The sequence below is a fragment of the Petroclostridium sp. X23 genome (assembly GCF_030013905.1).
Taxonomy (GTDB): domain Bacteria; phylum Bacillota; class Clostridia; order SK-Y3; family SK-Y3; genus X23.
In genome coordinates, this window is sequence record NZ_CP124862.1 from 5085668 (window position 1) to 5107153 (window position 21486).

The window sequence follows — 21486 nt, forward strand, 5'->3', positions numbered from 1 at the left end:
GTAAGCATCATGTTAGATGGGGGTAATAGATAATGGAAAATGATCTATTTCGTAAAAGCTCACTTGAAAGAATATCTTCGCCTGAACAATTGAATGAATATATCAAGATAACAAATCCCGGCATATGGTGTACTCTGGCAGGCTTGCTTGCATTGATGGCTGCTGTCGGCTTTTGGTCGTTTCTTGGTACTGTTTCCGATACGGTTTCGGCAAAAGGGATGATCTTCCCTCAAAACGGCGTCATTGCGGTGAACCCTTTGAGTGGTGGACGAATTACCGATATACGTGTTAAAGTAGGAGACTTTGTCCAAGCAGGACAAATCATTGCTATTATACCGCAGGAAGAGATCTTACAGCAGATTCAGGAACTAAAGCATGACCAAAATGCAGATCAAAAGAATGTGAAATCTCTTATTTCCAGTTATGAAAGTCATTCCATTATTGTTTCTCCTGTTTCAGGCATTGTGTTGGAGGCGAGAAGAGAGAATGAAATGGTATCCTCAAGTGATGCCGTTGCCAAAATTGTAAAGCAGGAAAAGTATGCTGACGACAAACAAGTAATCTGTTATATCCCTACATCCGAAGCCAAAAAACTGAGTACAGGGATGGGGGTGCAGGTATCTCCTGACTTTGCGCCACGGGAGGAGTATGGCTTTATGTACGGACACATCACGAGCATAGGAAAGTATCCCGTGACACAAGCCGATGTGCTGTCAGCCATTGGCAGTACACAATATGCGGAAGGACTTTTACCGCCAGGGAATTGCGTGGAAGTAAAGATTACACTTGTGATTGACCCGGATGCTGATAACAAGATCAAATGGTCAAACAAAAAAGGAGAAAGCATACCGCTTTCTATTGGAACAAACTGCAATCTGCTCATTGTAGTCAATGAACGGCGCCCCTATGAGTTGGTCTTTCAATAGAATGTAATTGCAGAGGAATGGGGGTAAAAACAATGTCAAAAGTTGCAAAAGTACCTGTCATCATGCAGATGGAAGCCTTGGAATGCGGGGCGGCATCGTTATGCATGGTGCTTGCATATTATGGAAAATGGCTGCCGCTGGAGCAGGTGCGCACCGACTGCGGTGTATCTCGGGATGGCAGCAGCGCCAAGAATCTGCTCAAAGCAGCAAGGGCTTATGGTCTTAAAGCCGCGGGTTATCGTATGGAACCGTCAGCCCTTCATGATATTTTGCTTCCGGCAATCCTTCATTGGAACTTTAATCATTTTGTAGTGCTGAATGGGTTTAAAGGAAATAAAGCCGTTCTTAACGATCCCGCAAGAGGAACCGTCGAAGTGGATATGGAAGAGTTTGACCGGGCTTTTACCGGGATTGTGCTGCGTTTTGAAAAAGGAGAAGATTTTGCAGCGGAAGGGAAGCCGCCCAGTGTGTGGGCATTTGCGAAAAAACGATTGAAAGGCACGCTTGTGCCATTTGTTTTTATTGTTTTAACAGGCATACTGACCGCATTGGTAGGTATGATCACACCGTTGTTTTCACGTGTATTTATAGATAATATCCTTTCCGGAAAAAATCCTGAATGGTTTTCATCCTTTGTTTTTGCGATGGGTGCTACGTTACTATTCCAATTCATTGTGGCTGTTATTGAATCAGTATACTGGCTTAAAATAGAAGGGCGGTTTGCAATCACAGCGAATGCCGAATTCATGTGGCACGTCCTGCGGCTGCCGGTTGATTTTTTTTCGCAACGGTTTGCGGGAGATATTGCGGCAAGGCAGGGTTCTAATGAACAAATCGCATCCACGCTTATTAAACAGTTGGCGCCGATATTCATGAATATCTGCTTATTATTTCTGTACTTAATAATTATGCTGAAATATAATGTTATGCTGGCCGTTGTCGGTATCGCGGCAGCTTTTGTCAATATGTTTGTGATGAGGTACGTATCCCAAAAGCAGGTCAATATGAGCCGGGTAATGCAGCGGGATGGCGGTAAACTTTCGGGTATTACCATGTCAGGGATTGAGATGATAGAAACTATCAAGGCCTCCGGGGCTGAAAACGGTTTTTTTGAACGGTGGGCAGGATATCATGCCAAGCAAAACAATTCGCAGGTAGAGATCGCCCGGTTCAATCAGTTTTATGGTATGATTCCCTCGTTCTTACAGCAACTTGCCAATATTGTCGTTTTGATGATGGGTGTTTATTTGATATTGGATGGGGAATTTACCATTGGTATGCTGATGGCTTTTCAAGGATTTTTATCTTCATTCCTTTCACCGGTCAATGAGCTTGTCGGAGTAGGACAAGCCTTTATTACTATGCGTTCTTCCATGGAGCGAGTGGAAGATGTTATGAACTATAAACCGGATGTGAAAGAGGAGACAAAGGTGTCGGACCACAATACTGCATATGGGAAGATGAGCGGTGAGATAGAGATCAACAATATTACTTTCGGTTATAATAGGCTGGCGGAGCCGTTGATAGAAAACTTCAGTGTTCATATCAAAAAAGGGGGACGGTTAGCTTTGGTAGGAGGCAGTGGCAGTGGGAAATCCACTGTTGCAAAGCTTTTATCGGGATTGTATAGCCCGTGGTCGGGTGAAATTTATTTTGATGGCAAGAAAAAAGATGAAATAGACCGAGGTCTTTTTACTGCATCGTTAGCTGTTGTAGATCAGGATATCGTTCTTTTTGAAGATAGTATTTCGGATAATATTACCATGTGGGATCAATCAATTCAGGAAACAACAGTTGTTTCCGCTGCAAAGGATGCTCAAATTCATCAAGAGATCATGCAAAGAGAGGGAGGGTATGCCCATGTTATTCAAGAAGGGGGAAAAAATTTCTCCGGAGGACAGCGCCAGCGTTTTGAGATTGCGAGAGCATTGGCGCAGGAACCGTCGGTGATCATACTTGACGAGGCAACCAGTGCGCTGGATGTAAAAACAGAGTTGGCAGTCATGGAGGCCATCAAGGCAAGAGGGATTACATGTATTATCATAGCTCATCGGCTTTCTACCATACGGGATTGTGATGAAATTATTGTACTTGATAAGGGGAAAGTGGTAGAACGGGGGACTCATGAGCAGTTGTATGCAGAAGATGGCACATATGCAAAGTTGATTGCTACCGAATAATCTAGCAAATGGAATGGAGAATGGACATGCCGGATACTTATACGAATCAAGCGTTTGAAAGCCAATTAAAACAGCGGATGGACAATGATCGCCGCGCAATGAAGAATGCATATGAAGATTTGATAACCATTCTTGGTGAAGGTGAGCATAGGGGAACATCTGCCCAAAAGGAAGCGGTTCACGGTGCGATTGAAAGCATTTTTACTTCACTAGGTTTGAAATGTCCTAACGTGCCGATGGAGGCTGATGGTTTAAACGAGCAGTTAGAATACATGATGCGTCCGTCGGGGGTGATGAGGAGGCGTGTAGAACTAAAAGGCCGTTGGTGGGAAGATGCGCTGGGGCCTATGTTGGCAAGCCTGAATGATGGAAATGTTATTGCCGTACTACCTTCACATTTAAGAGGGTATGAATATATAGACTCTCAGACCGGCAAAAGAATCAGGGTGAATGAACAAACAGCCAAAGGCATAAATGTAGATGCTTTTTGTTTTTATCGTCCCTTGCCGCAAAAAAAATTGTCATTATTAGATTTGGGTCTTTATATATTCCGATGTATCACTATAAATGATATTATCCTTGTACTAGGTGCAAGTTTATTGGTAAGCCTTTTGGGCATGTTTACGCCTTTTATTAACAAGCAGATTTACGACAATGTCATTCCTTCCGGTACCAAGAATGATATTTTGCCGATAGGAGGGCTTCTGGTAGGGGCTGCTATCGGTTCTGCGCTATTTGGAGTTACCAGAAGTATTATATTAACCCGTTTTCGGAATAAGATCAACATGTCTGTTCAAAGTGCGGCCATGATGCGTGTTTTTTCACTACCGGCCACTTTTTTTAAGGACTATTCGGCAGGGGAGCTATCCAGCCGGGTCATGAGCATCAACCAGCTTTGTACCATGCTTTCGGATACGTTGCTTACTTCCGGCTTATCGGCACTGTTTTCCTTCGTATATATCTTTCAGATGTACAATTATGCAAGCGATCTTGTTGCTCCAGGTTTAATGATTGTTTTTGCGATGCTTATATTTTCAATCACAATGACGTTTCTTCAACTCAGCATATCAAGGAAACAAATGAAGCTTTCAGCCAAGCTGAGCGGTCTGATATTCGGACTTTTTGGCGGTATTCAGAAAATTAAACTGGCCGGAGCGGAAAAGAGAGCTTTTGCAAAATGGGCAGCATCTTACAAAGAGAGCGGTCGGCTGACCTATTCTCCACCGTTTATTCTGCGTATAAATTCGGCATTATCAGGCGCTCTTTCATTAGGAGGCAGCCTGATTCTATATTATTTTGCAGCGGTAAACAAAATTGCAATATCCGATTATATCGCATTCAATACGGCATACGGTTCGGTAAGCGGCGCCATTATGTCTCTTTCCGGTGTGGCGATGACTGCGGCAAATATAAAGCCATTGCTTGAAATGGTAAAACCGATCCTGGAAGAAGTTCCAGAGGTAGATGAAAGTAAAAAGATGGTGACTTCCCTTTCGGGCGATATTGAGGTGAGCAATCTCACTTTCCGGTATACCAAAGAGGGGCCGACGGTTTTAAATAATGTCAGTCTTAAGATAAAGCCCGGTGAATATGTGGCGGTAGTGGGTAGAACAGGCTGCGGGAAATCCACGCTGATGAGGCTGCTGCTGGGTTTTGAAAAACCCGAATCGGGGGCGGTCTATTACGACGGAGAAGACCTGGAAGGCTTGGACGTACGCTCGGTACGTCAATGTATCGGTGTGGCTTTACAAAATGGAAAACTATTTTCAGGGGATATCTATTCCAACATCATCATCACGGCTCCTTGGAAAACTCTGAATGATGCGTGGGAAGCCGCACGTATGGCAGGCGTTGAAGAGGATATCAAAGCGATGCCGATGGGGATGCATACCATGATTTCCGAGGGAAGCGGCGGCATATCGGGAGGACAGCGGCAGCGGATGCTGATTGCAAGAGCAATCATATCCAAGCCTAAGATTCTATATTTTGATGAAGCAACCAGCGCACTGGATAATATTACGCAAAAGCATGTTGCTGATTCAATCGCAAACTTGAATTGTACACGTCTTGTCATTGCTCATAGACTATCTACCATAAAAAACTGTGACAGGATTATTGTACTGGATAAAGGAGAGATTGTTGAAGAAGGACGTTTTGAAGAACTCATGGAAAAAAGAGGGCTTTTCTTTGAGTTTGCAAGCAGACAGATAGCATAGTATGGGGGTGAAGTATGTGAAACAAAGATTATTTTTGAGCATTTATGCGGTATTGTTTATGTTTTTATACGGGTGTAGCGGTGCGGAATCGGCGCAGATGAAAGAAATCTATGTTCCAATCTTGGGGGATGCCCAGTGGATTCATGAAGATGCTGCATTTCTAAATGGTGTGACACTGGCAGTAGAGGATTTGAATAATGAATATGGTGAAAAAGGTTTTATTGTAAGAACAGGCGTGGAGGATGACCAGGATATTTATGAAGCGGGTGTCGAATTAGCAGATAAACTATCCCGAGATAAAGCGGTTACCGCAGTTTTTAATCTTCAGAATTTTGATGTCTCAAACACAACGGCGGATATGCTGACCGACAGCGGAAAGCTGGTTATTTTACCTTATGGCGCCTATGATGCTTTAATGGAACAAGATAATCCCTATATATTTTGTCCATTTCCTTCGTCTACCGATGTTGGAAAGGTAATGGCAGACTATGTTGTTGCAAAAGGCTATAAACGCATTGCGGTCTATGTGAATGGAACAGAAGCACAGGATACGTTGGTTTCTGCCTTGGAGCTTGCGCTCCAGGGAAGAGGTGCCAAAGTGATTGATTATGTGCCGGTTATTGCATCACAAAACGATTTCGATAGATATTACAGCCGCTGGGAAGCACTTTCGGCTGATTGTATTGTGATTGCGCAGTATGGTTTGGAACGTTCTTATGAAATTGTGCAGATGATCAGAGAAAAGAATAAAAATATACCTATCATAGGAGAAGCGATTCTTAATTCAGCGAGCATTTTGAATGAAAAGAAAGATCTTGCGGAAGGTTTAGTCGTCCCTTCTACACTGGTATTGGAAGAAAGTGAAAAGCTTGACCAATTCAAATCTCGATACAGGACGCAATACGGAAGTATGCCGGATGTATGGGCAGTGCAGGGGTATGATATGATGCGGATGCTGGTAGATACGGCAGTACGGCTTAACACAAACGATCCGATGGAAATTGCAGCGGCACTGCATGATGAAAAAGGATATAGCGGTGTGGGACGGCATATTGCCTTTGAGAAAGGCGGCGCGTTAAAAGTGGATATATCCCGGCTGCCCATGCTGATCTGCCGCGATGGGAAGTTTAAAGAAAAATAAAACGTATCATATTGGGCTACCTTTCGTTAATATGCGTATATATAAATGTCGATAGATCGTTGAGAAACGGAGGTAGAAAACAAATGTCAAAGGAAAGTGTAAAGATGTTTTTGTCTGTCTTTAAACAAGATGAAGCGTTAAAAGCAAAGCTTAATAAAGTGAAGACAGAAGATGAGGTTATGGGAGTTATAAAAGAAGCGGGTTTTGATTTGATGTTTGATGAATTAAAAGAAATTTGGAAGCGGGAAGGCGTAAAACTGACAGATGACGAACTGGACGACGTATCTGGAGGGGGCCTTTTTGGTATTGATCTTTGTCAGAATACATATTCCTATATATTATGCGAGCTATCTTTCTGTTCACACTTCCGCAAGGAGCTGATAGATAGGGATATACATGGCAATAGAACATATAAACGCTATTGCGATAACTCTAATCCACCATGGAAAGAAACATATACCAAAAGTCCTCTGGCTCATTAATTCCATATACTGGGATTAAAAACGTCGGCAGAATGGAGGAGAATCTATGTCGAAGGAAAGTCTACAAATGTTTTTATCTGTCTTGAAACAAGATGATGCACTAAAAGAAAAGCTTCATAAAGTGAAGACAGAAGATGAGGTTATGGGAGTTATAAAAGAAGCGGGTTTTGAGCTTGACTTTGATGAGTTGAAAGCGCTTCGAGAGCAGGAAGGCGTGGAACTGACTGATGATGAACTAGACGGGGTATCGGGAGGAAACATATTTGGGGATCTTTGTCAGAATGCCTACTCGTTGATATTCTGCCAATTATCTTTCTGTCCGCACTACCAAGTGGATTTGATAACATCTGATCTTTTTTCGAAAACATACAAACGCTATTGCAATCACTGCAACCCGCCATGGGAACAGAAGTACACAGTAAGTAAGAGTAGGCATCACCGCTAGCTGCTCTATTAGAATAAAAATAAAATACCGCACATAAAAGAGCCGTGTATGAAATTCATTTTTTTGTACATGGCTCTTCTTTTGAGCCACTTTTGATGGCAGTTCGTATATATTTATATCATACGCGTTAAGTTAAGCTATTTTTTACCAATTTAATTGAGCAAATAGTGTTCCTGCAATCGCTCAACCGTGGTTTTGCGATTACGTTTATCATGTAAGCTTTGTTCGGCCGCTCTTTTAAGAATCAGTCGCAGTTCCGATATTGCTTCAGTGGTTGCATAAAGGCTTGAAAATATTTTTTCCACCTTTGTCGCAATTAGTTTGATAAACGACATCATACTAATGCATCTGTTTTTTTGTTGGTACATGAGGGCATACAGTGCTGAGTAGACTGTGAAAATTAGTATAATGGCAATTAACCTTCCATATAGAAGACACTCTAATTGCTCTTTACCACAGTTGCCTACTTTGCCAAGGTTTAGATAGCTTTTGCAAGCCTTAAATAAAAGCTCTATCTGCCATCTAGCTCTGTACAATTCACAGGCTGCCTTTGGAGTAAGCATATGTGCTGGGGCGTTAGTAATTAGAAGGTTCCATCCTAATAACTCTAAGTCATAGTCACTCAGTGTTTTGCCTTGTGACTTTGCTTTTTTATTTGCTTTGCGCCTACGTTCATTAGCGACTTCATCAGGTAAACGTACACCAATCAGCCGACATTGTAGTAATTTAGAATACTTGGTGCCAAAGTATACATCTATATCAACACTGGAGCTGTTTTTTAAAACACTTAAAAGGTCTAAGGCTTTAAAAGATTTAGTGTCAGAATTTTGTATTTGAAAAACAGTATTTGATTTAATTCGGCTAAGAAAATATGCACCTTTGGATATTATTTTCCTAAACAAATCTTTACTGTAATATCCTAAGTCAGTAATTAACAGCTCACCATGATGAATGTGTTTTAGAAGTTCATCTTTATAGCCGGCATCTGGACCAGGCGCCTTTGTCAACTCCATATTTGTGATAGTTCTGGACTTAAGGCTATATATAGTCTGGATTTTTAGAGCAGCTTTTGCATTATTGCCACCAAGACCTTTCCAGACATCTGCTAATTTGTCCGGAAGAGTAACTTTAGAGCTATCACATATTTTTACATCAGTAAAAGCTTGGAGCACATCGAGATTCTGGACAGTTATTGCTCTCTTGGCAGAATACTCAACTGCTGACTGGAATACTTGTTTTAGCAATAAAGCACTTGTAGCCAAACGTTGAAAAAGTCCTTCGCGTGTTATACTAAGTCCGCGTTGAATATTTTCGCATTTAGAAGCAGTTTGACGTAAGGATGGATTAGGGGTGTCCCATAAGCCGAATGTAAATACTTTTACTATAGTATCTGGCAGCAGCTTAGAGCGGCGCACCGTAAACCCTGTGTCCTTAGAAATTTCCAGTATTTTTGTCTTTCCTAAAAAGCAAATAAAGCTTATAATTAGTGATATGGGAACTTGAAACATGGGAACCTCACCTTTCATTTCTCTATTACTTTGAGGTTCTCATGTTTTTTTCTTTTTTGCAAATGCAATTATTGGTTTACCATAACATGGCTTAGCTTAACGCGTATGATATTTATATAAAGAAAAACCGGAAGAAGTAAAGGAGGGAACAGAAATGTCAAAAGAGCAAATAGTATTTTTCCTAAATGAGATCAAAGCAAACCCGGATTTGCAGCATAAACTAAAATCAATAAAAAAGGAGGATGAGAGAGAATTCATCAAAATTGCCAATGAGGCGGGATTTGGGTTTACTGCGGAAGAATGGAGCAAGTATTTGAATGATATGAGAAAGGAAAAGAAGGAGCTGACCGATGACGAGCTTGATAATATATCGGGGGGAGGACTATTTGGAATCACTAAATGTCCTGAAAGATATGACTGGCTTTTGTGCAAGTTGAGCTACTGTCCGAATGTAAAGAAAAAGACAATGTACCATCCTGTTTATAGAACTCCCATTGGAAGCTATGAGTACTGCTGCAAGGGGTTCTGGGATGGGCAAGATGAATAGGCTGTTGAACGTATATTATATATAAAAATATATAAAAATGCCGGCAGACGGTTGATGAAATGGGAGGGAAGAAAAGTATGTCAAATGAAAGCATACAGATGTTTTTATCAACATTTAAACAAGATGAAGCGCTAAAAGCAAAACTCTATCAGGCAAAAACATACGAAGAAGTTGCCTCGATTGCCAAAGAAGCAGGCTTTGAGTTTGATCTTGATGAATTGAAAGAGATCCGGAAGCAGGAAGGTGTAAAGTTGACAGATGATGAGCTTGACGGAATAACAGGAGGGAATCTTTTTGGTATTGACCTTTGCGAGAACAGGTATAATTTTTTCCTGTGCGAACTCACCCTTATTGCGATATGTCCTCACTTTCGTAAAGAATATAAGGGACCTGACGGAAAAGGTAACAGTATATATGTAAGATATTGCGATCACTGCAAAACCCCATGGAGAGAGCAATATACGCTACAAGGTGCGGGGCACTAACTGTTGTGTATGACTGGAACGCATCACAATGGATAAGTTTTTAGTATTTTTATCAAAGTCGTGTATAAAATATGTTTTTTATACAGGGCTAAATTTTTTGAGCTACTTTTCAAAGTGTTCCGTATATATAATGGAATCAATAAAGAGACCATAGTTCCGGGTTGAATTTGATGCTAAGATAGGAGGACCATCATGAAAAAATATATAAGCTTCATATCGGGAGTATCTGCGGCAGTAATTCTTATTCCCGGTGTATTAATGATTTTCCAAAGTCCGGCCGGCTGGAATGCGGCGCTTATTACATTGTTTATTCTGCTTGCACTTGGCATGCTGCTGTCGGTGATTGCTGCAATCGTTGCAATAAATCAGCCTAAAGGAGCAAAGGTGTTATTTATAATTGCAGGAGTGATAACTTTACTTTATTTCTTACTTATGATGTTTATGCTGCTTTCAATGGAGATTACGGTTTTATTGACAGCCCTCAGCATTATCCTTATGTTTGCCGGAGCTTTTGACTGCGCAAAAAATAGGCAAGGTAAGGTGTGAATAGGAGTGTTCGATATGTTTGATACGAAAAAATATGATTTTTCACTGGAATCGGAGCTGAAATACAAGCTTTTAGAAAGATTGAAATCAGAACATAAGAAAGCAAGAGGTCAAGCCATGCCTCTTGCAGATGATGATCTGGATATGGTAGCAGCTGCGGGAAATGATTCCAACGGTGAAAAATGTCCGACTCCGGACAAATCCTGCGAATTATGCAATGAATATACGTTTGGCCGCTGTACAGCAGGATATATAAAGGATCAAAAGTAATGTAGGTGGTATTAGAATGCAAATAATTGGGTTGCGGTTTTTATTTCAAACACAAATAGAACATATTGAGCGATTAAAATGCCTACGGTAATGTCATGCGGTAGCCGACGCTCCTTATGGTTTCTATAATGTTAGGATTCAAACCGTGATGTTGTATTTTTTTTCTAAGTCCCCGGATATGAACGTCTACCGTACGGGTCTCCAAAAACTGTTCGTCATACCACACTTCATCAAGCAGCATATCTCTTGAAAAAACTCTTCCGGGATTTCTCACCAGGAGTGTTAAAAGCTCAAATTCTCTGTAAGTCAATACTACCGGTAATTTATTAATATATGCGGTACGTGTATCAACATCCACTTCTATACCGTGCATCGATAATGTTTTAGGTTCATCTCCGGTTTGATGAGGTCTTCTCTTAAATATCATTTTAAGTCTTGTTAGAAGTTCATAGTATCTAACCGGTTTGCCAAGGTAATCATCAGCTCCCATTTCTAATCCTACAACCGTCTCGATTTCGCTATTCTTACAAGTAAGCATGATGATAGGAATATGGTGATGTAACGGATGATTTCTAATTCTTTTTAGCGTTTCCAGTCCGTCCATACCAGGTAAAATTACATCAAGGATGATTGCACTGATAGGATATCGGTCAAGGGCTTCAAGGGCTTCTTCGCCGGAATTACACGAGATGGCGGTATATAAGTTTTTTTCTAAAGCCGCTTTTAATAGTTTATGTATAGAAGGGTCATCATCTACAAGTAGAATGCTTTTTTTAATCAAATGTTATAGCCCCCCTTTAATGAATGTGCTGCAAAGAAGTATGTTGTCCCACGATTCAACAAATTGTCATATATTTTTTACATTCCTTAACATTATCATTACAAAATACCGAACGGCTATTACAATTATACTGTAAAATTATGAATAATTCAAACTAATTTTGGGGAATAGCAAAGGATTTACGAGTAAAAAACTTTAATTTATATAGTGGAAAGGTGATTCAATGTGTGACTTTAAAAATTTTTCGGATTTTGAGAAGATGTATGAAGAATATTTTCCAAAGATATACAATTATATCTTTTTCCGTTTGCTGAACAAGGAGCAGACTGAGGATTTGGTCAGCGAAATTTTCTTAAAAGTTACACAAAAAATATTTTCTTTTGATGCGTCCAAAGCTTCTTTTAATACATGGATCTTCGTGATTGCTAAAAATACACTTACAGATTACTTTCGGAGACAGAAAAAGTGCGTATCGTTGGATGATAGCACCAATAGCGTGCTTATTACGGTGGATTTCGAAGAACAATATAAAGAAATTGTAAACGAAGATAGAAAAATTCTTTACAAGGCACTTTCTCAGCTCGATGACCGTACCAGGCAGGTCTTGTACCTCAAATATTTTGGAGAGTTGAACAATAGAGAAATATCTAAGGTGACCGGAATCAATGAAAGTACGGTATCCACCATCTTTGTGAGGGGAAAAAAGAAGATGAAGGAGCTCTTGATAGGAATGGAAGTTTCTTGAAGCCTACTGAGCTGGTTTTTAATGTTGTTCGTATATTATAGATAGGAAAATAAAATCGTTTTGGAATAAGTTTATCAGGAGGTATTAGGCATGAAAAAAATATTTAAGCAATTCATTGCAGTCATTGCAGTTTTTATGATTACTACTTTTTTGTTTGGGGCATGCGGTAAGACTGAAACACCCGTGCGGTCCGAGAATAGCAATGAGAGTTCATCCGGTAGTCACAAACAAGCGGAAAATCAAAAAGAGCCTTCAAAGGAAGATACTAATAAAACAACGAACTCTTCTAAAAAAGAAGAAACTTCCGTACCTATTGAAATTATTGATACAGTTTATACTAATAAGTTAGTAGATGAAAATGATGGGACTGTTCTGGTTGAAGCCAGCATCATCATACCCAAACTAAAAAATCCGAAGAATCAACCTGAAATTGAAAAAATAAACAAATATTATAAGAATGAAGTTGAAACTTTTTTTGAAGAAGTCAAGGGGGAAGGGTTTGCTGCGGCTGCGGAAAATTATGAAGATGCCAAAAAGAATGGTTACGATTTTAATACGCATATGTTTGACCGCAAATTCCATATTCATTATAATAGTAATAATCTACTTTCGGTATTAAATGTACAGTACGCATATACCGGAGGGGCCCATCCGAATACATTTTGGAGTGCTGAAACGTTTGATATCAGAAGCGGAAAGAAGATGGCGCTTACCGATATTTTTAGCATCCCAAAAGAAGAGGTGTTAGCGCACATATATGAAGCTGTTTTTAAGCAGATTGAGCAAAATCAACAAAAAAAGGAGAATGTTTATAACGATGATTATAAAACAGCGGTAAAAGAATACTATGAGGATACGGATTTTATCTTAACTGAAAAGGGGATCAATGTTTTTTATCAGTTGTATACACTGGCACCTTATGCCGCAGGTTTCCCTGAGTTTTTATTACCATATGACAGTGTAAAAGACATATTGGATGTTGATATTTCCAATGCCCATGTGTACAATGCGGATCAAGATCTCAGATACGCAGCAAGAGAACTCATTGGGTGCAACTATATCGCTTTTTCCGAGATGTTTTATCTAAATACTTTACCCGCTGATATGCCGGAAGGCGGCCTAGTCGATGGAAATACTATTTATCCGGTTAAAGATAAGCGTTTCACAACATTTGCAGAGCTTGAAGGATATGTAAGAAATACGTATGGAAAAGAGGAAGCCGATGCACTGCTTTCCGGCAAGACTTGGGGAGGCCCGCAGTACATGGACAAAGATGGAAAACTCCATGTGGATATCAGTAAAAGCGGGGGTGTAGGATATTATAAAAAATGGGATACTTACATGTTTGAGTTATCCGATATTACCGAAGACAGCGCGAAGCTGACAGTTTATCTCAAAGAAGAAGATATGGGTACAAATACCCTTAAAGACACTTCCTTATCCATGAAAATGATTAAAGAAGACGGGTTATGGCTGTTGGATAAAATGGTGTATTAACCATGCCTAAGATGTTGAATATACAAGTTTGAAAGCTGGTGAGAATTTGCACAAGCGTATTCTGGTATCTTTTTTAATTGTAACCCTGCTTGTGGTATCTGCCGGGTGTAACAGACAAAATCAAAAAAGCCTGGTAAAGAGTAAAGCAGTTAAATACACACTTTATATCGGTCTGAATGACCAAGACGGATATAAACAGACATTTGACACCGAAACGGCAAAAGAAAAAATATCAAACATTTGTCTTAAGTATGTTGATGGGTATACCGTTGCGTATGGTGAGGGCGCATATAAAGATAAAAAAGAAATTATAACTAAGGAAAACAGCCTTATCTATTCTTTTTATTTTGCTTCCGAAGAGCAAATCAAGGCAATCATGGATGAAATTCTTAAAGAACTTAATCAAAATGCAATTCTGGTTGAAAAAAACGATGTAAATTATGAATTTTATGAAGGAGCAGAGCCATGACACATGCAGAATCTAATATTGTACTATTCTCAATCACACTTTGCTGGGCGTCATCTTATATATTTATAAAAAATCTTCCGGATACGTTGTCTACATTTGCGTATCTTACAATTACTGCCGGAATTGCAAGTGTTATTCTTGTCATTATCTTTTTTAGAAAGCTGCGGGAATTTGGCCGAAATACTCTCATAAAAAGTGCTGTTATGGCCACTCTTGTTTGTGGAATGCTCTTGATTGAGAGGGCAGGGATATCTAAAATACCTGCATCAATGGCGAGTTTTATTACATCTTTGACTGTTGTATTTGTACCTATTATTCTACTATTTCTTAAAAAGAAACCTACGAAAAATAACTATTTAGGCATTATGCTTATTCTTACCGGGCTCACACTGACCAGCAGAGTAAATATTGGAGAAGGAATGAATCCGGGTATTTTATATATGGTGATAGGTTGTATATTAATGGCTGTGTACATTGTTATAACCGACATATTTACAAAGCAGGCAGATCCGCTGCTATTAGGTGTGGGGCAGATGTTTTTTACAGCGATTTTTTCTTTCATCCTATGGTTTATTGAAGAGCCTAGTACATTTTTTTCTGTTCAATATTCAAATGAAATGCTTGCAAACATCTTTTTATTGGCTTTTTTTTCGAAAGCTTATGCGTATATCATGTTAATGTACTCTCAGAAATACGCAAATCCTATCAGCGTTACGGTGATTGCCTCTACAGAGCCTGTAGTAACGATGGTGCTTGCGGTGCTTATCCCCAATACATTCGGACAAACAGAAGCATTAACGTTTATTAAGATAGTAGGTGCGGCCGTTATTGTAATGGGTGCTATCTGCGCCGGTACAAACTTTTTGGATAAAAAGGAGGCAGCATCTTATGCAAGAGATACTATCTCCGCTTAGATCAAAACAAACACTGCTGCAAATTCTTGTGTGCGCCCTTGCTTTTATCGGAATGGCGATACCCTTTAAAGTAATGGTACTGGTTGAAGGCTTTACCGAGGTGCGTCCGGTAAATGCCGTACCGGTTGTAGCCGGTCTTATCTTTGGCCCTGCAGGGGCATGGGGATGTGCATTCGGAAATATCATCAGCGACTTGTTCGGCACATTCAGCTACGGTTCTATCTTTGGGTTTTTCGGCAATTTTATTGCTGCATATCTTCCCTATAAACTTTGGCATTTATGGAGTAAGGGCGAAAGACCCAATGTAAAAACATATAAAAATATTTTTAGATATGTAATACTGTCAGCCATTTCATCCCTCGCTGTGGCTATATTGATCGCTTGTTCGTTAGATATATTTTTGAATTTCTGGTCAAGACAGATTTATTATATCATATTGTTTAATAATTTAGGTTTTCCGATATTTTTGGGTCTTCCGGTATTTATTGTACTTACATGTGATGATATACATATAGATATGACCATGCCTGCAGTTCCTTCAAGACATAGACAGATAAAATGGGCGGCTTTGTCCATGTTGATATGCAGTTCGTTATTAATAAGTATTATGATTACACTGGGTTTTGTAATGTCCGCATCTTTGCTTATGATAATAGCAGGAATAATCTTTGTGGTATCATTGATTGCTATCATCATAGGGTAACAAGCAAGTCTATATTAAATGCATTAAAGATGTTACAGGAGATCTATTGCTGCAGTGAGGAGTGGGGAGTGGATAGTGAGGAGCGTATAAAGGATCCCCACTCCCCACTATCCACTCCTCACTTAATAATTGCTGATGCAAAATATATATAATAAGTGAGCGTAAAACCAATGAATATCATAAAAAATATCAGTACAATCATGGGGCGTTATTTTGCTGTGATTGTAATCATTGCTTTAGGAATAGGCTTATTTAAGCCTGAACAATTTGAATGGGTGATGCCGCATATATCACTTTTGCTGGGAGTGATCATGCTGGGGATGGGCATGACCATAAAAGCAGAAGATTTTAAAATAATATTTCTAAGACCCGGTGAAGTCATACTCGGATGTGCGGCTCAGTTTACAATTATGCCGCTGCTGGCGTACGCGATCAGTCTCATTTTTAAGCTCCCTCAAGAGCTGGCGGTTGGATTTGTTCTGCTTGGAGCATGTCCGGGAGGGACGGCTTCAAATGTGATTACATATTTTGCGAAAGGTGATGTAGCATTATCTGTAGGAATGACATCCGTTTCGACACTCATCTCGCCGATTGTTACACCGGTCATTACATTGCTGCTGGCACATCAATGGGTTGATGTACCCGCTAAAGATATGTTTTTATCCATATTTAACACCATTCTTATACCTATTATGATAGGCATCATAGTAAAAAAGTTGCTAAAAGATACAACAGAAAAGGTTCTGGAAGTATTTCCTATCATTTCGGTTCTATCTGTTACGCTGATTGTAGGTGCTGTCGTCGGTGCTAGTGCAGAGAAAATATTTGACACAGCACCGGTCGTATTTGCCGGTGTCATATTGCATAACTGCATGGGATTATTGCTGGGGTTTTTTATCGGTAAGCTGTTTCATGTCAGTGAAGCAAAAAGGCGGGCAATATCCATAGAGTTGGGTATGCAGAATTCCGGATTGGCTGCGTCTCTGGCTAGTAACTATTTTGATCCTAATACTGCAGTACCCGCAGCGCTGTTTAGTGTATGGCATAATATCTCAGGCCCCGGACTGGCATCCTATTGGTCAAAAAAAGTCCTAGAAGAATAAGGGGGAATATTCATCGTGGAAATTTTAGAGAAAATCAAGAAAGCAGCAGGGCAAGATAGTACGTGGTTAGAGAGCATCACATCCATGAATACTGCAGAAAAACTCGAAAAGCATTTAGCAGAGAAACAGGTGAAGCTGGAATTTACAGAGATTCAATGGCTGCTGAACGAGATAAGAGATTATTCACAGTATAAAATAGATGTAAAAGAGTGTTTAATGGATAATGAAAAATTATCTGATGCTGAGCTCGATCTGGTGACAGGAGGCTGGGGGAGCTCATATTATCCGGTCGAGGGTTGTCCCAATGGATTTACAAGGCTTAATTCCGGTCTTTTTTTTGCACATTATAAAGCAGAATGTTATGTGTGTGAACATTACATATCTTTTGAACAAGATCCACAGTTGCTTAGACGTTGTACCAAGATGGGATACCGAACGGTTTAATAAATATGTTCCATTGGCCGTCAAAAGCAAGAGATATCAGTGCTTTTAAGCTTTTATAACATGGTTATATTTGTTTTTAAAAGTGAATAAATTATTAAAAATAAAAAAATCTTAAATATTTTTCGAAAAAAAGAAGGATATTTAAGATTTTTGTAGTATATTTATATTAAACGTTAAACTAACTATAACTAAAGAAAAGTTTGAGTAATACACTTGAAGTTATTTTAACGTGTTGCGCCGATTTAATGATGTGCTTGCGTTGGAAAGTCTTAAGCTTAAGGCATTATACTCAAGCAGCTCTTTCTTATATCTAAACCGGCACAGCAAGTTAACTTGAGGTCTTGTGATGTGTCCATGTTAAACGTTAAACAAGCGTTTTGAAAGGAGGAGAATGGTTAATTTCACATGGACACGGGTATAGTAAATTCTAAAAATAATAATCTATCAACAGAAAGGAATGTGTAAAAATGAGTGAAAACACATATTTAAAATGGATGGCAGAAAATACAGATACCCAGTGGTGTAATGATTCGGCATTAGTGGAGGACCTGAAAGCCGCATTAAGTATTGGAGCGATCGGATGTACGTCAAATCCTCCTCTTTCTTATCAGGCACTAACAGAAACATCAGAAATTTTTAAAGAAGCAGTTGAGAAAATTCCGGCAGATCTTACCGGAGACGACAGAGTAGTAGAGTTAATTGGTGCTGTAGTAAAACATATTTCAAATATGTTATCAGATATGTTTGAAAAAGAGGGAGGACTGAAAGGATATATCCGTGCTCAGGTTAAACCTAAAGATTCTGCAAACGCAGAGGCGATGCTTAGAATGGGCAAAACTTTTGCATCATGGGGCAAAAATATCATGGTAAAAATCCCGGGCACAGCAGCAGGCATCGAGGTACTGGAAGAGCTTGCGGCATTGGGAATACCGACAAATCCAACCGTTTGCGTAAGTGTTTCACAAATTGTTGCTGCGGCGGAAGCTCATGAACGTGGTGTCAAACGTGCCATTGAAGCAGGTATAGAGCCGGCACCATCCACAGCCGCCATTGTTATGGGAAGACTCCAAGACTATCTTGCAGCATTAAATAAAGAGCGTAATGCCGGAGTTTCAACATATGATCTTGAATGTGCTTCGTTAGCGGTTGCGAAACGCTCCTATCAAATACTCAAAGAACGTGGCTTCAAGACTGTATTGATGCCTGCCGCATTCCGCTGTGCACGTCATGTATCTGAGATGGTAGGAAGCAATGTGGTGATGACCATACATCCTAAATATCAAGAAGCAGTTAAAAAAGCTGAAGAAGAGGGGACTATCCGTCGTGAGATATCAATAGACAAACCTGTTGATGCAGACGCGCTAGAACGTGTAAGTAAGGCATTACCGGAATTCACCCTTGCCTATGAACCTGATGGCCTTGCCGTTAAGGACTTTGATACTTTTGGAGCTACTGTAATGACTTTGGAAGGTTTTGATGTAACGGGCTGGCAGAAGCTTCTTACACTTTAATAATGCACTAGTGGGGAGTGAGGAGTGGATAGTGGGGAGAACGTAAAAAACTCCTCACTTCCCACTTTTTACTCTTCACTATTCATTATTCATTATTCACTATTCACTGGTATTAATGGAGGGCAGTATATGAGCAGAAAAGTTAGTTATGGTTTAGCAATTTCTGAAGAGGTATTGGGGGAAGGTGCACCGGTCTTATTGCAGGGTGGTGTAGAAAAAGCAATGATCCGTGCGTCCGAACTGGGTTTTGACAGTGCAGAGCTTCATATCCGTGAACCTGGACAATTTGATGTACAAAAACTTTTGGACATATCAAACCAAAAGAATATACGTATCGCGGCAGTAGGTACAGGATTGGAGTATGGGTTAAATGGTCTTAACATTACTTCACCTGATAAAAGCTTGAGAGAGAAAATGTCTGCACGTCTAAAAGAGCATATCGATTTTGCAGCAAATTTTAATGCGGTAGTGTTCCTGGGATTATTACGTGGTAAAGCACCGAGTTACGCTGCGCGTAAAGAATACTTGGATAGGCTTGCACAAGAGTTCATCCCAATTGCAGCCTATGCGGCAGAACGAGGTGTAATCCTTGGTCTTGAACCCATCGTATTTTATCTCACAAATTTATTAAATACAACAGAGGAAACGCTAGAGTTTTTGGAGAGACCAGGTTTGGAAACAATTCAACTGCTACTGGATACACACCATATGTTTATTGAAGATAAGGATATGTTTGAGTCCTTTAGAATGTGCAAAGGGAAAATTGCGCATCTGCATATCTCGGACAGTAACCGTCAATACCCAGGGGGCGGTAATGTAGATTACACAAAAGTGGGAGATGTCCTTAAAGAGATCGGATACGACAGAGCTGTTTCGCTTGAAGTTGTACCTTATCCAAGTGGGGAGCAGGCGGCAGTGTATGGTATAGAATGGATGCGCAGCATCTGGGGAGCATAAAATATCAATATAGCAGCATATAGAAAACACTCATTTTTGAGTAGAGGAAAAATGCCGGAGGTGGTATCATCTCCGGCATTTTATTTTTATTAGACATATTAAAGTTCTTAAATGGAATGTATTGCAATCAAAATTACAATCTTTGATTCTTGATATATCCGGTTGCGAAGAATCGGGCAACCAGATCTTCATTTTCATCAAAAACATCTACATTGTATCCGCATAGCTTTTTATGCGACGATATTTCGGTTGCTTTAGCAGTTAGCACTTTCCCTTGGGGTGATTTGAAATATGATATATTTGCGTTTACCCCTAAGGTCACACATCCTTTGGAATTTGAAGCGGCAGCGAAAGCGAAATCTGCCAGTGTAAATATAGCGCCCCCCTGGACCAAATTCACTCCGTTGAGATGACAGTCGTTGATTTCCATTTGTACGACAGCATATCCGGGTTCAACCTCAATAAGTTTTGCCCCGATATAAGCGGCAAATTTATCTTTTTCAAAAATTTTGATTATATCTGTATTCATCAGCATTGTCCTCTTTTTTCATTTTCAGCGTTGATTTGCTCCATCGCATGGATGATTCTTTTAAGAATATCATTGGCGGGTGTTGCAACCCCGTGTTTTTGTCCAAGCTCTGATATTGTACCGGCAAATATTTCAACTTCTGTTTTCCTGCCTGCTTCAATGTCTTGCAGCATAGAAGTTTTTCCATTTGGAGAAAGCGTATGCAGCACTTCTTGGAAGCTATCGATATCTTCTTTTCTTAAATCGATTTCTAAACGATTCGCTAGACAAATAGCTTCTTCCATGGTAAGTCTCATTAAACCATTAGCTTCTTTCATCTGCTGGAATACACCGTAAGGAGCTCTTAGCACTGCCGATGTCTGGTTTATTCCGACATTAATCATAAATTTCCACCATAGTGACCTAAGCATATCTTCCGGTATTTCGTAAGGAATTTTTGCATTCTCAAAAAGCTCCTTCACAGCATTAACCCGTGGAGACAAAGAGGTATTGTTTTTTTCGCCAAATACAATCTTTCCTATGTTAGTATAACGGGTATGATTTCCCTCGCGAATAGCGTCGATTGCAACGCTGTATGAATATAATAATTTTTCCATTCCATATTCTCTTCCGATGATTTCTTCGGTAGATATTCCATTCATGAGCGATAGAATGATAGTTTCCGGGCCTACATGATTTCGCATATCCTCGATAGCCTGCGCAAGGTGATGGTATTTTACCGATACGATAATCAGATCGGAGGGTATGGTTTCAACTTCAGGTTGAATATAATTAAAGTCATAATTCTTTCCATTTACTATGCACCCGTTCGTTTTAAAGCGCTCAATGCGCTCTTTATTCGCAATTACTTGAAGACAGTTCGGAGCAGCTTGGTGCAAATAGCTTCCATAAGCTGATCCGATCGCACCTAATCCTACAAGGGAGATTTTTTTGATTTTTTTCAATGATGTTTCCCCTTTCTTAAGTTTTTTTATAATAATTTTTAATACTTTTTTAGATTAGTCATCTTTATCTATTTTATATCAAATTTTGTAAAAAAGAAAACAAAAATACAAAAAGATTTATATTACATGATGAAAATTATGTA

At 39.7% G+C, this 21486-nt stretch carries 23 protein-coding genes; 19 read left to right on the plus strand and 4 right to left on the minus strand.

Translation table 11 applies throughout. The features are described from left to right. Positions 1 to 32 precede the first annotated feature (32 nt). The 6 genes from QKW49_RS23805 (at position 33) to QKW49_RS23830 (ending at position 7390) form a co-directional block, all read left to right on the plus strand. Positions 33 to 926, plus strand: coding sequence for a biotin/lipoyl-binding protein (locus tag QKW49_RS23805; RefSeq protein ID WP_282865119.1), 894 nt, complete (start codon positions 33 to 35; stop codon positions 924 to 926). A 32-nt stretch (positions 927 to 958) separates the two neighbouring features. Next, entirely contained in the window at positions 959 to 3106 is a 2148-nt protein-coding gene (locus tag QKW49_RS23810) for an NHLP family bacteriocin export ABC transporter peptidase/permease/ATPase subunit (protein ID WP_282865120.1), read from the plus strand. Positions 3107 to 3132: 26 nt separating this feature from the next. Further along, positions 3133 to 5322, plus strand: a complete 2190-nt coding sequence (locus tag QKW49_RS23815) for an NHLP bacteriocin export ABC transporter permease/ATPase subunit (protein ID WP_282865121.1) — start codon at positions 3133 to 3135, stop codon at positions 5320 to 5322. Between the two features lie 16 nt (positions 5323 to 5338). After that, positions 5339 to 6463, plus strand: coding sequence for an ABC transporter substrate-binding protein (locus QKW49_RS23820; protein ID WP_282865122.1), 1125 nt, complete (start codon positions 5339 to 5341; stop codon positions 6461 to 6463). An 83-nt stretch (positions 6464 to 6546) separates the two neighbouring features. Further along, positions 6547 to 6945 carry a Nif11-like leader peptide family RiPP precursor gene (locus tag QKW49_RS23825; protein ID WP_282865123.1) on the plus strand — a complete coding sequence of 133 codons (399 nt, stop codon included), beginning with the start codon at positions 6547 to 6549 and terminating at the stop codon, positions 6943 to 6945. 46 nt (positions 6946 to 6991) lie between these two features. Continuing rightward, the gene (locus QKW49_RS23830; protein WP_282865124.1) at positions 6992 to 7390 is read left to right on the plus strand and encodes a Nif11-like leader peptide family natural product precursor; all 399 of its coding nucleotides are present in this window, start codon (positions 6992 to 6994) and stop codon (positions 7388 to 7390) included. Positions 7391 to 7542: 152 nt separating this feature from the next. On the opposite strand, the gene QKW49_RS23835 is transcribed toward QKW49_RS23830, so the two are convergent. Further along, entirely contained in the window at positions 7543 to 8898 is a 1356-nt protein-coding gene (locus tag QKW49_RS23835) for an IS4 family transposase (RefSeq protein WP_282863409.1), read from the minus strand. Between the two features lie 154 nt (positions 8899 to 9052). Between QKW49_RS23835 and QKW49_RS23840 the strand changes: the two genes are divergently transcribed. From QKW49_RS23840 to QKW49_RS23855, 4 genes are all read left to right on the plus strand, one after another. Further along, on the plus strand, positions 9053 to 9445 hold the full coding sequence (locus tag QKW49_RS23840; protein ID WP_282865125.1) for a Nif11-like leader peptide family natural product precursor: 393 nt from the start codon (positions 9053 to 9055) through the stop codon (positions 9443 to 9445). A gap of 77 nt (positions 9446 to 9522) precedes the next feature. After that, a complete protein-coding gene (locus QKW49_RS23845) occupies positions 9523 to 9930 on the plus strand; it encodes a Nif11-like leader peptide family natural product precursor (protein ID WP_282865126.1) in 408 nt (135 codons plus the stop codon). 192 nt (positions 9931 to 10122) lie between these two features. Next, positions 10123 to 10476, plus strand: a complete 354-nt coding sequence (locus QKW49_RS23850) for a hypothetical protein (protein WP_282865127.1) — start codon at positions 10123 to 10125, stop codon at positions 10474 to 10476. Positions 10477 to 10491: 15 nt separating this feature from the next. Then, complete coding sequence (locus tag QKW49_RS23855; protein WP_282865128.1) at positions 10492 to 10746, plus strand: hypothetical protein; 255 nt, start codon at positions 10492 to 10494, stop codon at positions 10744 to 10746. A gap of 82 nt (positions 10747 to 10828) precedes the next feature. Here QKW49_RS23855 and QKW49_RS23860 read toward each other — a convergent pair whose 3' ends face one another. Beyond that, positions 10829 to 11527 (minus strand): response regulator transcription factor, encoded by a 699-nt coding sequence (locus tag QKW49_RS23860; RefSeq protein WP_282865129.1) that lies wholly within the window; start codon positions 11525 to 11527, stop codon positions 10829 to 10831. A gap of 223 nt (positions 11528 to 11750) precedes the next feature. Here QKW49_RS23860 and QKW49_RS23865 point away from each other — a divergent pair, with 223 nt between their 5' ends. From QKW49_RS23865 to QKW49_RS23905, 9 genes are all read left to right on the plus strand, one after another. Next, the gene (locus QKW49_RS23865) at positions 11751 to 12272 is read left to right on the plus strand and encodes an RNA polymerase sigma factor (protein ID WP_282865130.1); all 522 of its coding nucleotides are present in this window, start codon (positions 11751 to 11753) and stop codon (positions 12270 to 12272) included. A gap of 90 nt (positions 12273 to 12362) precedes the next feature. Further along, a complete protein-coding gene (locus QKW49_RS23870; protein WP_282865131.1) occupies positions 12363 to 13769 on the plus strand; it encodes a DUF3298 and DUF4163 domain-containing protein in 1407 nt (468 codons plus the stop codon). Positions 13770 to 13815: 46 nt separating this feature from the next. Beyond that, positions 13816 to 14238 carry a DUF3574 domain-containing protein gene (locus tag QKW49_RS23875; protein WP_282865133.1) on the plus strand — a complete coding sequence of 141 codons (423 nt, stop codon included), beginning with the start codon at positions 13816 to 13818 and terminating at the stop codon, positions 14236 to 14238. Next, on the plus strand, positions 14235 to 15152 hold the full coding sequence (locus tag QKW49_RS23880; protein WP_282865134.1) for a DMT family transporter: 918 nt from the start codon (positions 14235 to 14237) through the stop codon (positions 15150 to 15152). The genes QKW49_RS23875 and QKW49_RS23880 overlap by 4 nt, the downstream gene beginning before the upstream one ends. Beyond that, on the plus strand, positions 15127 to 15855 hold the full coding sequence (locus tag QKW49_RS23885) for a QueT transporter family protein (RefSeq protein ID WP_282865135.1): 729 nt from the start codon (positions 15127 to 15129) through the stop codon (positions 15853 to 15855). Before QKW49_RS23880 ends, QKW49_RS23885 begins: the two co-directional genes overlap by 26 nt. Positions 15856 to 16025: 170 nt before the next feature. Then, positions 16026 to 16958 (plus strand): bile acid:sodium symporter family protein, encoded by a 933-nt coding sequence (locus QKW49_RS23890; protein WP_282865136.1) that lies wholly within the window; start codon positions 16026 to 16028, stop codon positions 16956 to 16958. Positions 16959 to 16973: 15 nt separating this feature from the next. Then, a complete protein-coding gene (locus QKW49_RS23895; RefSeq protein ID WP_282865137.1) occupies positions 16974 to 17402 on the plus strand; it encodes a hypothetical protein in 429 nt (142 codons plus the stop codon). Between the two features lie 467 nt (positions 17403 to 17869). Continuing rightward, positions 17870 to 18913 (plus strand): transaldolase family protein, encoded by a 1044-nt coding sequence (locus QKW49_RS23900; RefSeq protein WP_282865138.1) that lies wholly within the window; start codon positions 17870 to 17872, stop codon positions 18911 to 18913. 129 nt (positions 18914 to 19042) lie between these two features. Continuing rightward, positions 19043 to 19870: a sugar phosphate isomerase/epimerase family protein gene (locus tag QKW49_RS23905; protein WP_282865139.1), complete on the plus strand. Its 828-nt coding sequence runs from the start codon at positions 19043 to 19045 to the stop codon at positions 19868 to 19870. Positions 19871 to 20003: 133 nt separating this feature from the next. Here the strand turns inward: QKW49_RS23905 and QKW49_RS23910 are convergent, their stop codons facing one another. Further along, positions 20004 to 20399: a PaaI family thioesterase gene (locus tag QKW49_RS23910; RefSeq protein ID WP_282865140.1), complete on the minus strand. Its 396-nt coding sequence runs from the start codon at positions 20397 to 20399 to the stop codon at positions 20004 to 20006. After that, positions 20399 to 21343, minus strand: a complete 945-nt coding sequence (locus tag QKW49_RS23915; protein WP_282865141.1) for a ketopantoate reductase family protein — start codon at positions 21341 to 21343, stop codon at positions 20399 to 20401. The genes QKW49_RS23910 and QKW49_RS23915 overlap by 1 nt, the downstream gene beginning before the upstream one ends. Positions 21344 to 21486: the final 143 nt, after the last annotated feature.

What these genes read in the sequence shown, in the direction of transcription:
- QKW49_RS23910 (WP_282865140.1), bottom strand. Translation starts at nt 20,399, where the DNA reads ATGAATACAGATATAATCAAAATTTTTGAAAAAGATAAATTTGCCGCT.
- QKW49_RS23810 (WP_282865120.1), top strand. Translation starts at nt 959, where the DNA reads ATGTCAAAAGTTGCAAAAGTACCTGTCATCATGCAGATGGAAGCCTTG.
- QKW49_RS23865 (WP_282865130.1), top strand. Translation starts at nt 11,751, where the DNA reads ATGTGTGACTTTAAAAATTTTTCGGATTTTGAGAAGATGTATGAAGAA.
- QKW49_RS23885 (WP_282865135.1), top strand. Translation starts at nt 15,127, where the DNA reads ATGCAAGAGATACTATCTCCGCTTAGATCAAAACAAACACTGCTGCAA.
- QKW49_RS23870 (WP_282865131.1), top strand. Translation starts at nt 12,363, where the DNA reads ATGAAAAAAATATTTAAGCAATTCATTGCAGTCATTGCAGTTTTTATG.
- QKW49_RS23815 (WP_282865121.1), top strand. Translation starts at nt 3,133, where the DNA reads ATGCCGGATACTTATACGAATCAAGCGTTTGAAAGCCAATTAAAACAG.
- QKW49_RS23805 (WP_282865119.1), top strand. Translation starts at nt 33, where the DNA reads ATGGAAAATGATCTATTTCGTAAAAGCTCACTTGAAAGAATATCTTCG.
- QKW49_RS23840 (WP_282865125.1), top strand. Translation starts at nt 9,053, where the DNA reads ATGTCAAAAGAGCAAATAGTATTTTTCCTAAATGAGATCAAAGCAAAC.
- QKW49_RS23905 (WP_282865139.1), top strand. Translation starts at nt 19,043, where the DNA reads ATGAGCAGAAAAGTTAGTTATGGTTTAGCAATTTCTGAAGAGGTATTG.
- QKW49_RS23825 (WP_282865123.1), top strand. Translation starts at nt 6,547, where the DNA reads ATGTCAAAGGAAAGTGTAAAGATGTTTTTGTCTGTCTTTAAACAAGAT.
- QKW49_RS23855 (WP_282865128.1), top strand. Translation starts at nt 10,492, where the DNA reads ATGTTTGATACGAAAAAATATGATTTTTCACTGGAATCGGAGCTGAAA.
- QKW49_RS23835 (WP_282863409.1), bottom strand. Translation starts at nt 8,898, where the DNA reads ATGTTTCAAGTTCCCATATCACTAATTATAAGCTTTATTTGCTTTTTA.
- QKW49_RS23890 (WP_282865136.1), top strand. Translation starts at nt 16,026, where the DNA reads ATGAATATCATAAAAAATATCAGTACAATCATGGGGCGTTATTTTGCT.
- QKW49_RS23880 (WP_282865134.1), top strand. Translation starts at nt 14,235, where the DNA reads ATGACACATGCAGAATCTAATATTGTACTATTCTCAATCACACTTTGC.
- QKW49_RS23850 (WP_282865127.1), top strand. Translation starts at nt 10,123, where the DNA reads ATGAAAAAATATATAAGCTTCATATCGGGAGTATCTGCGGCAGTAATT.
- QKW49_RS23830 (WP_282865124.1), top strand. Translation starts at nt 6,992, where the DNA reads ATGTCGAAGGAAAGTCTACAAATGTTTTTATCTGTCTTGAAACAAGAT.
- QKW49_RS23900 (WP_282865138.1), top strand. Translation starts at nt 17,870, where the DNA reads ATGAGTGAAAACACATATTTAAAATGGATGGCAGAAAATACAGATACC.
- QKW49_RS23845 (WP_282865126.1), top strand. Translation starts at nt 9,523, where the DNA reads ATGTCAAATGAAAGCATACAGATGTTTTTATCAACATTTAAACAAGAT.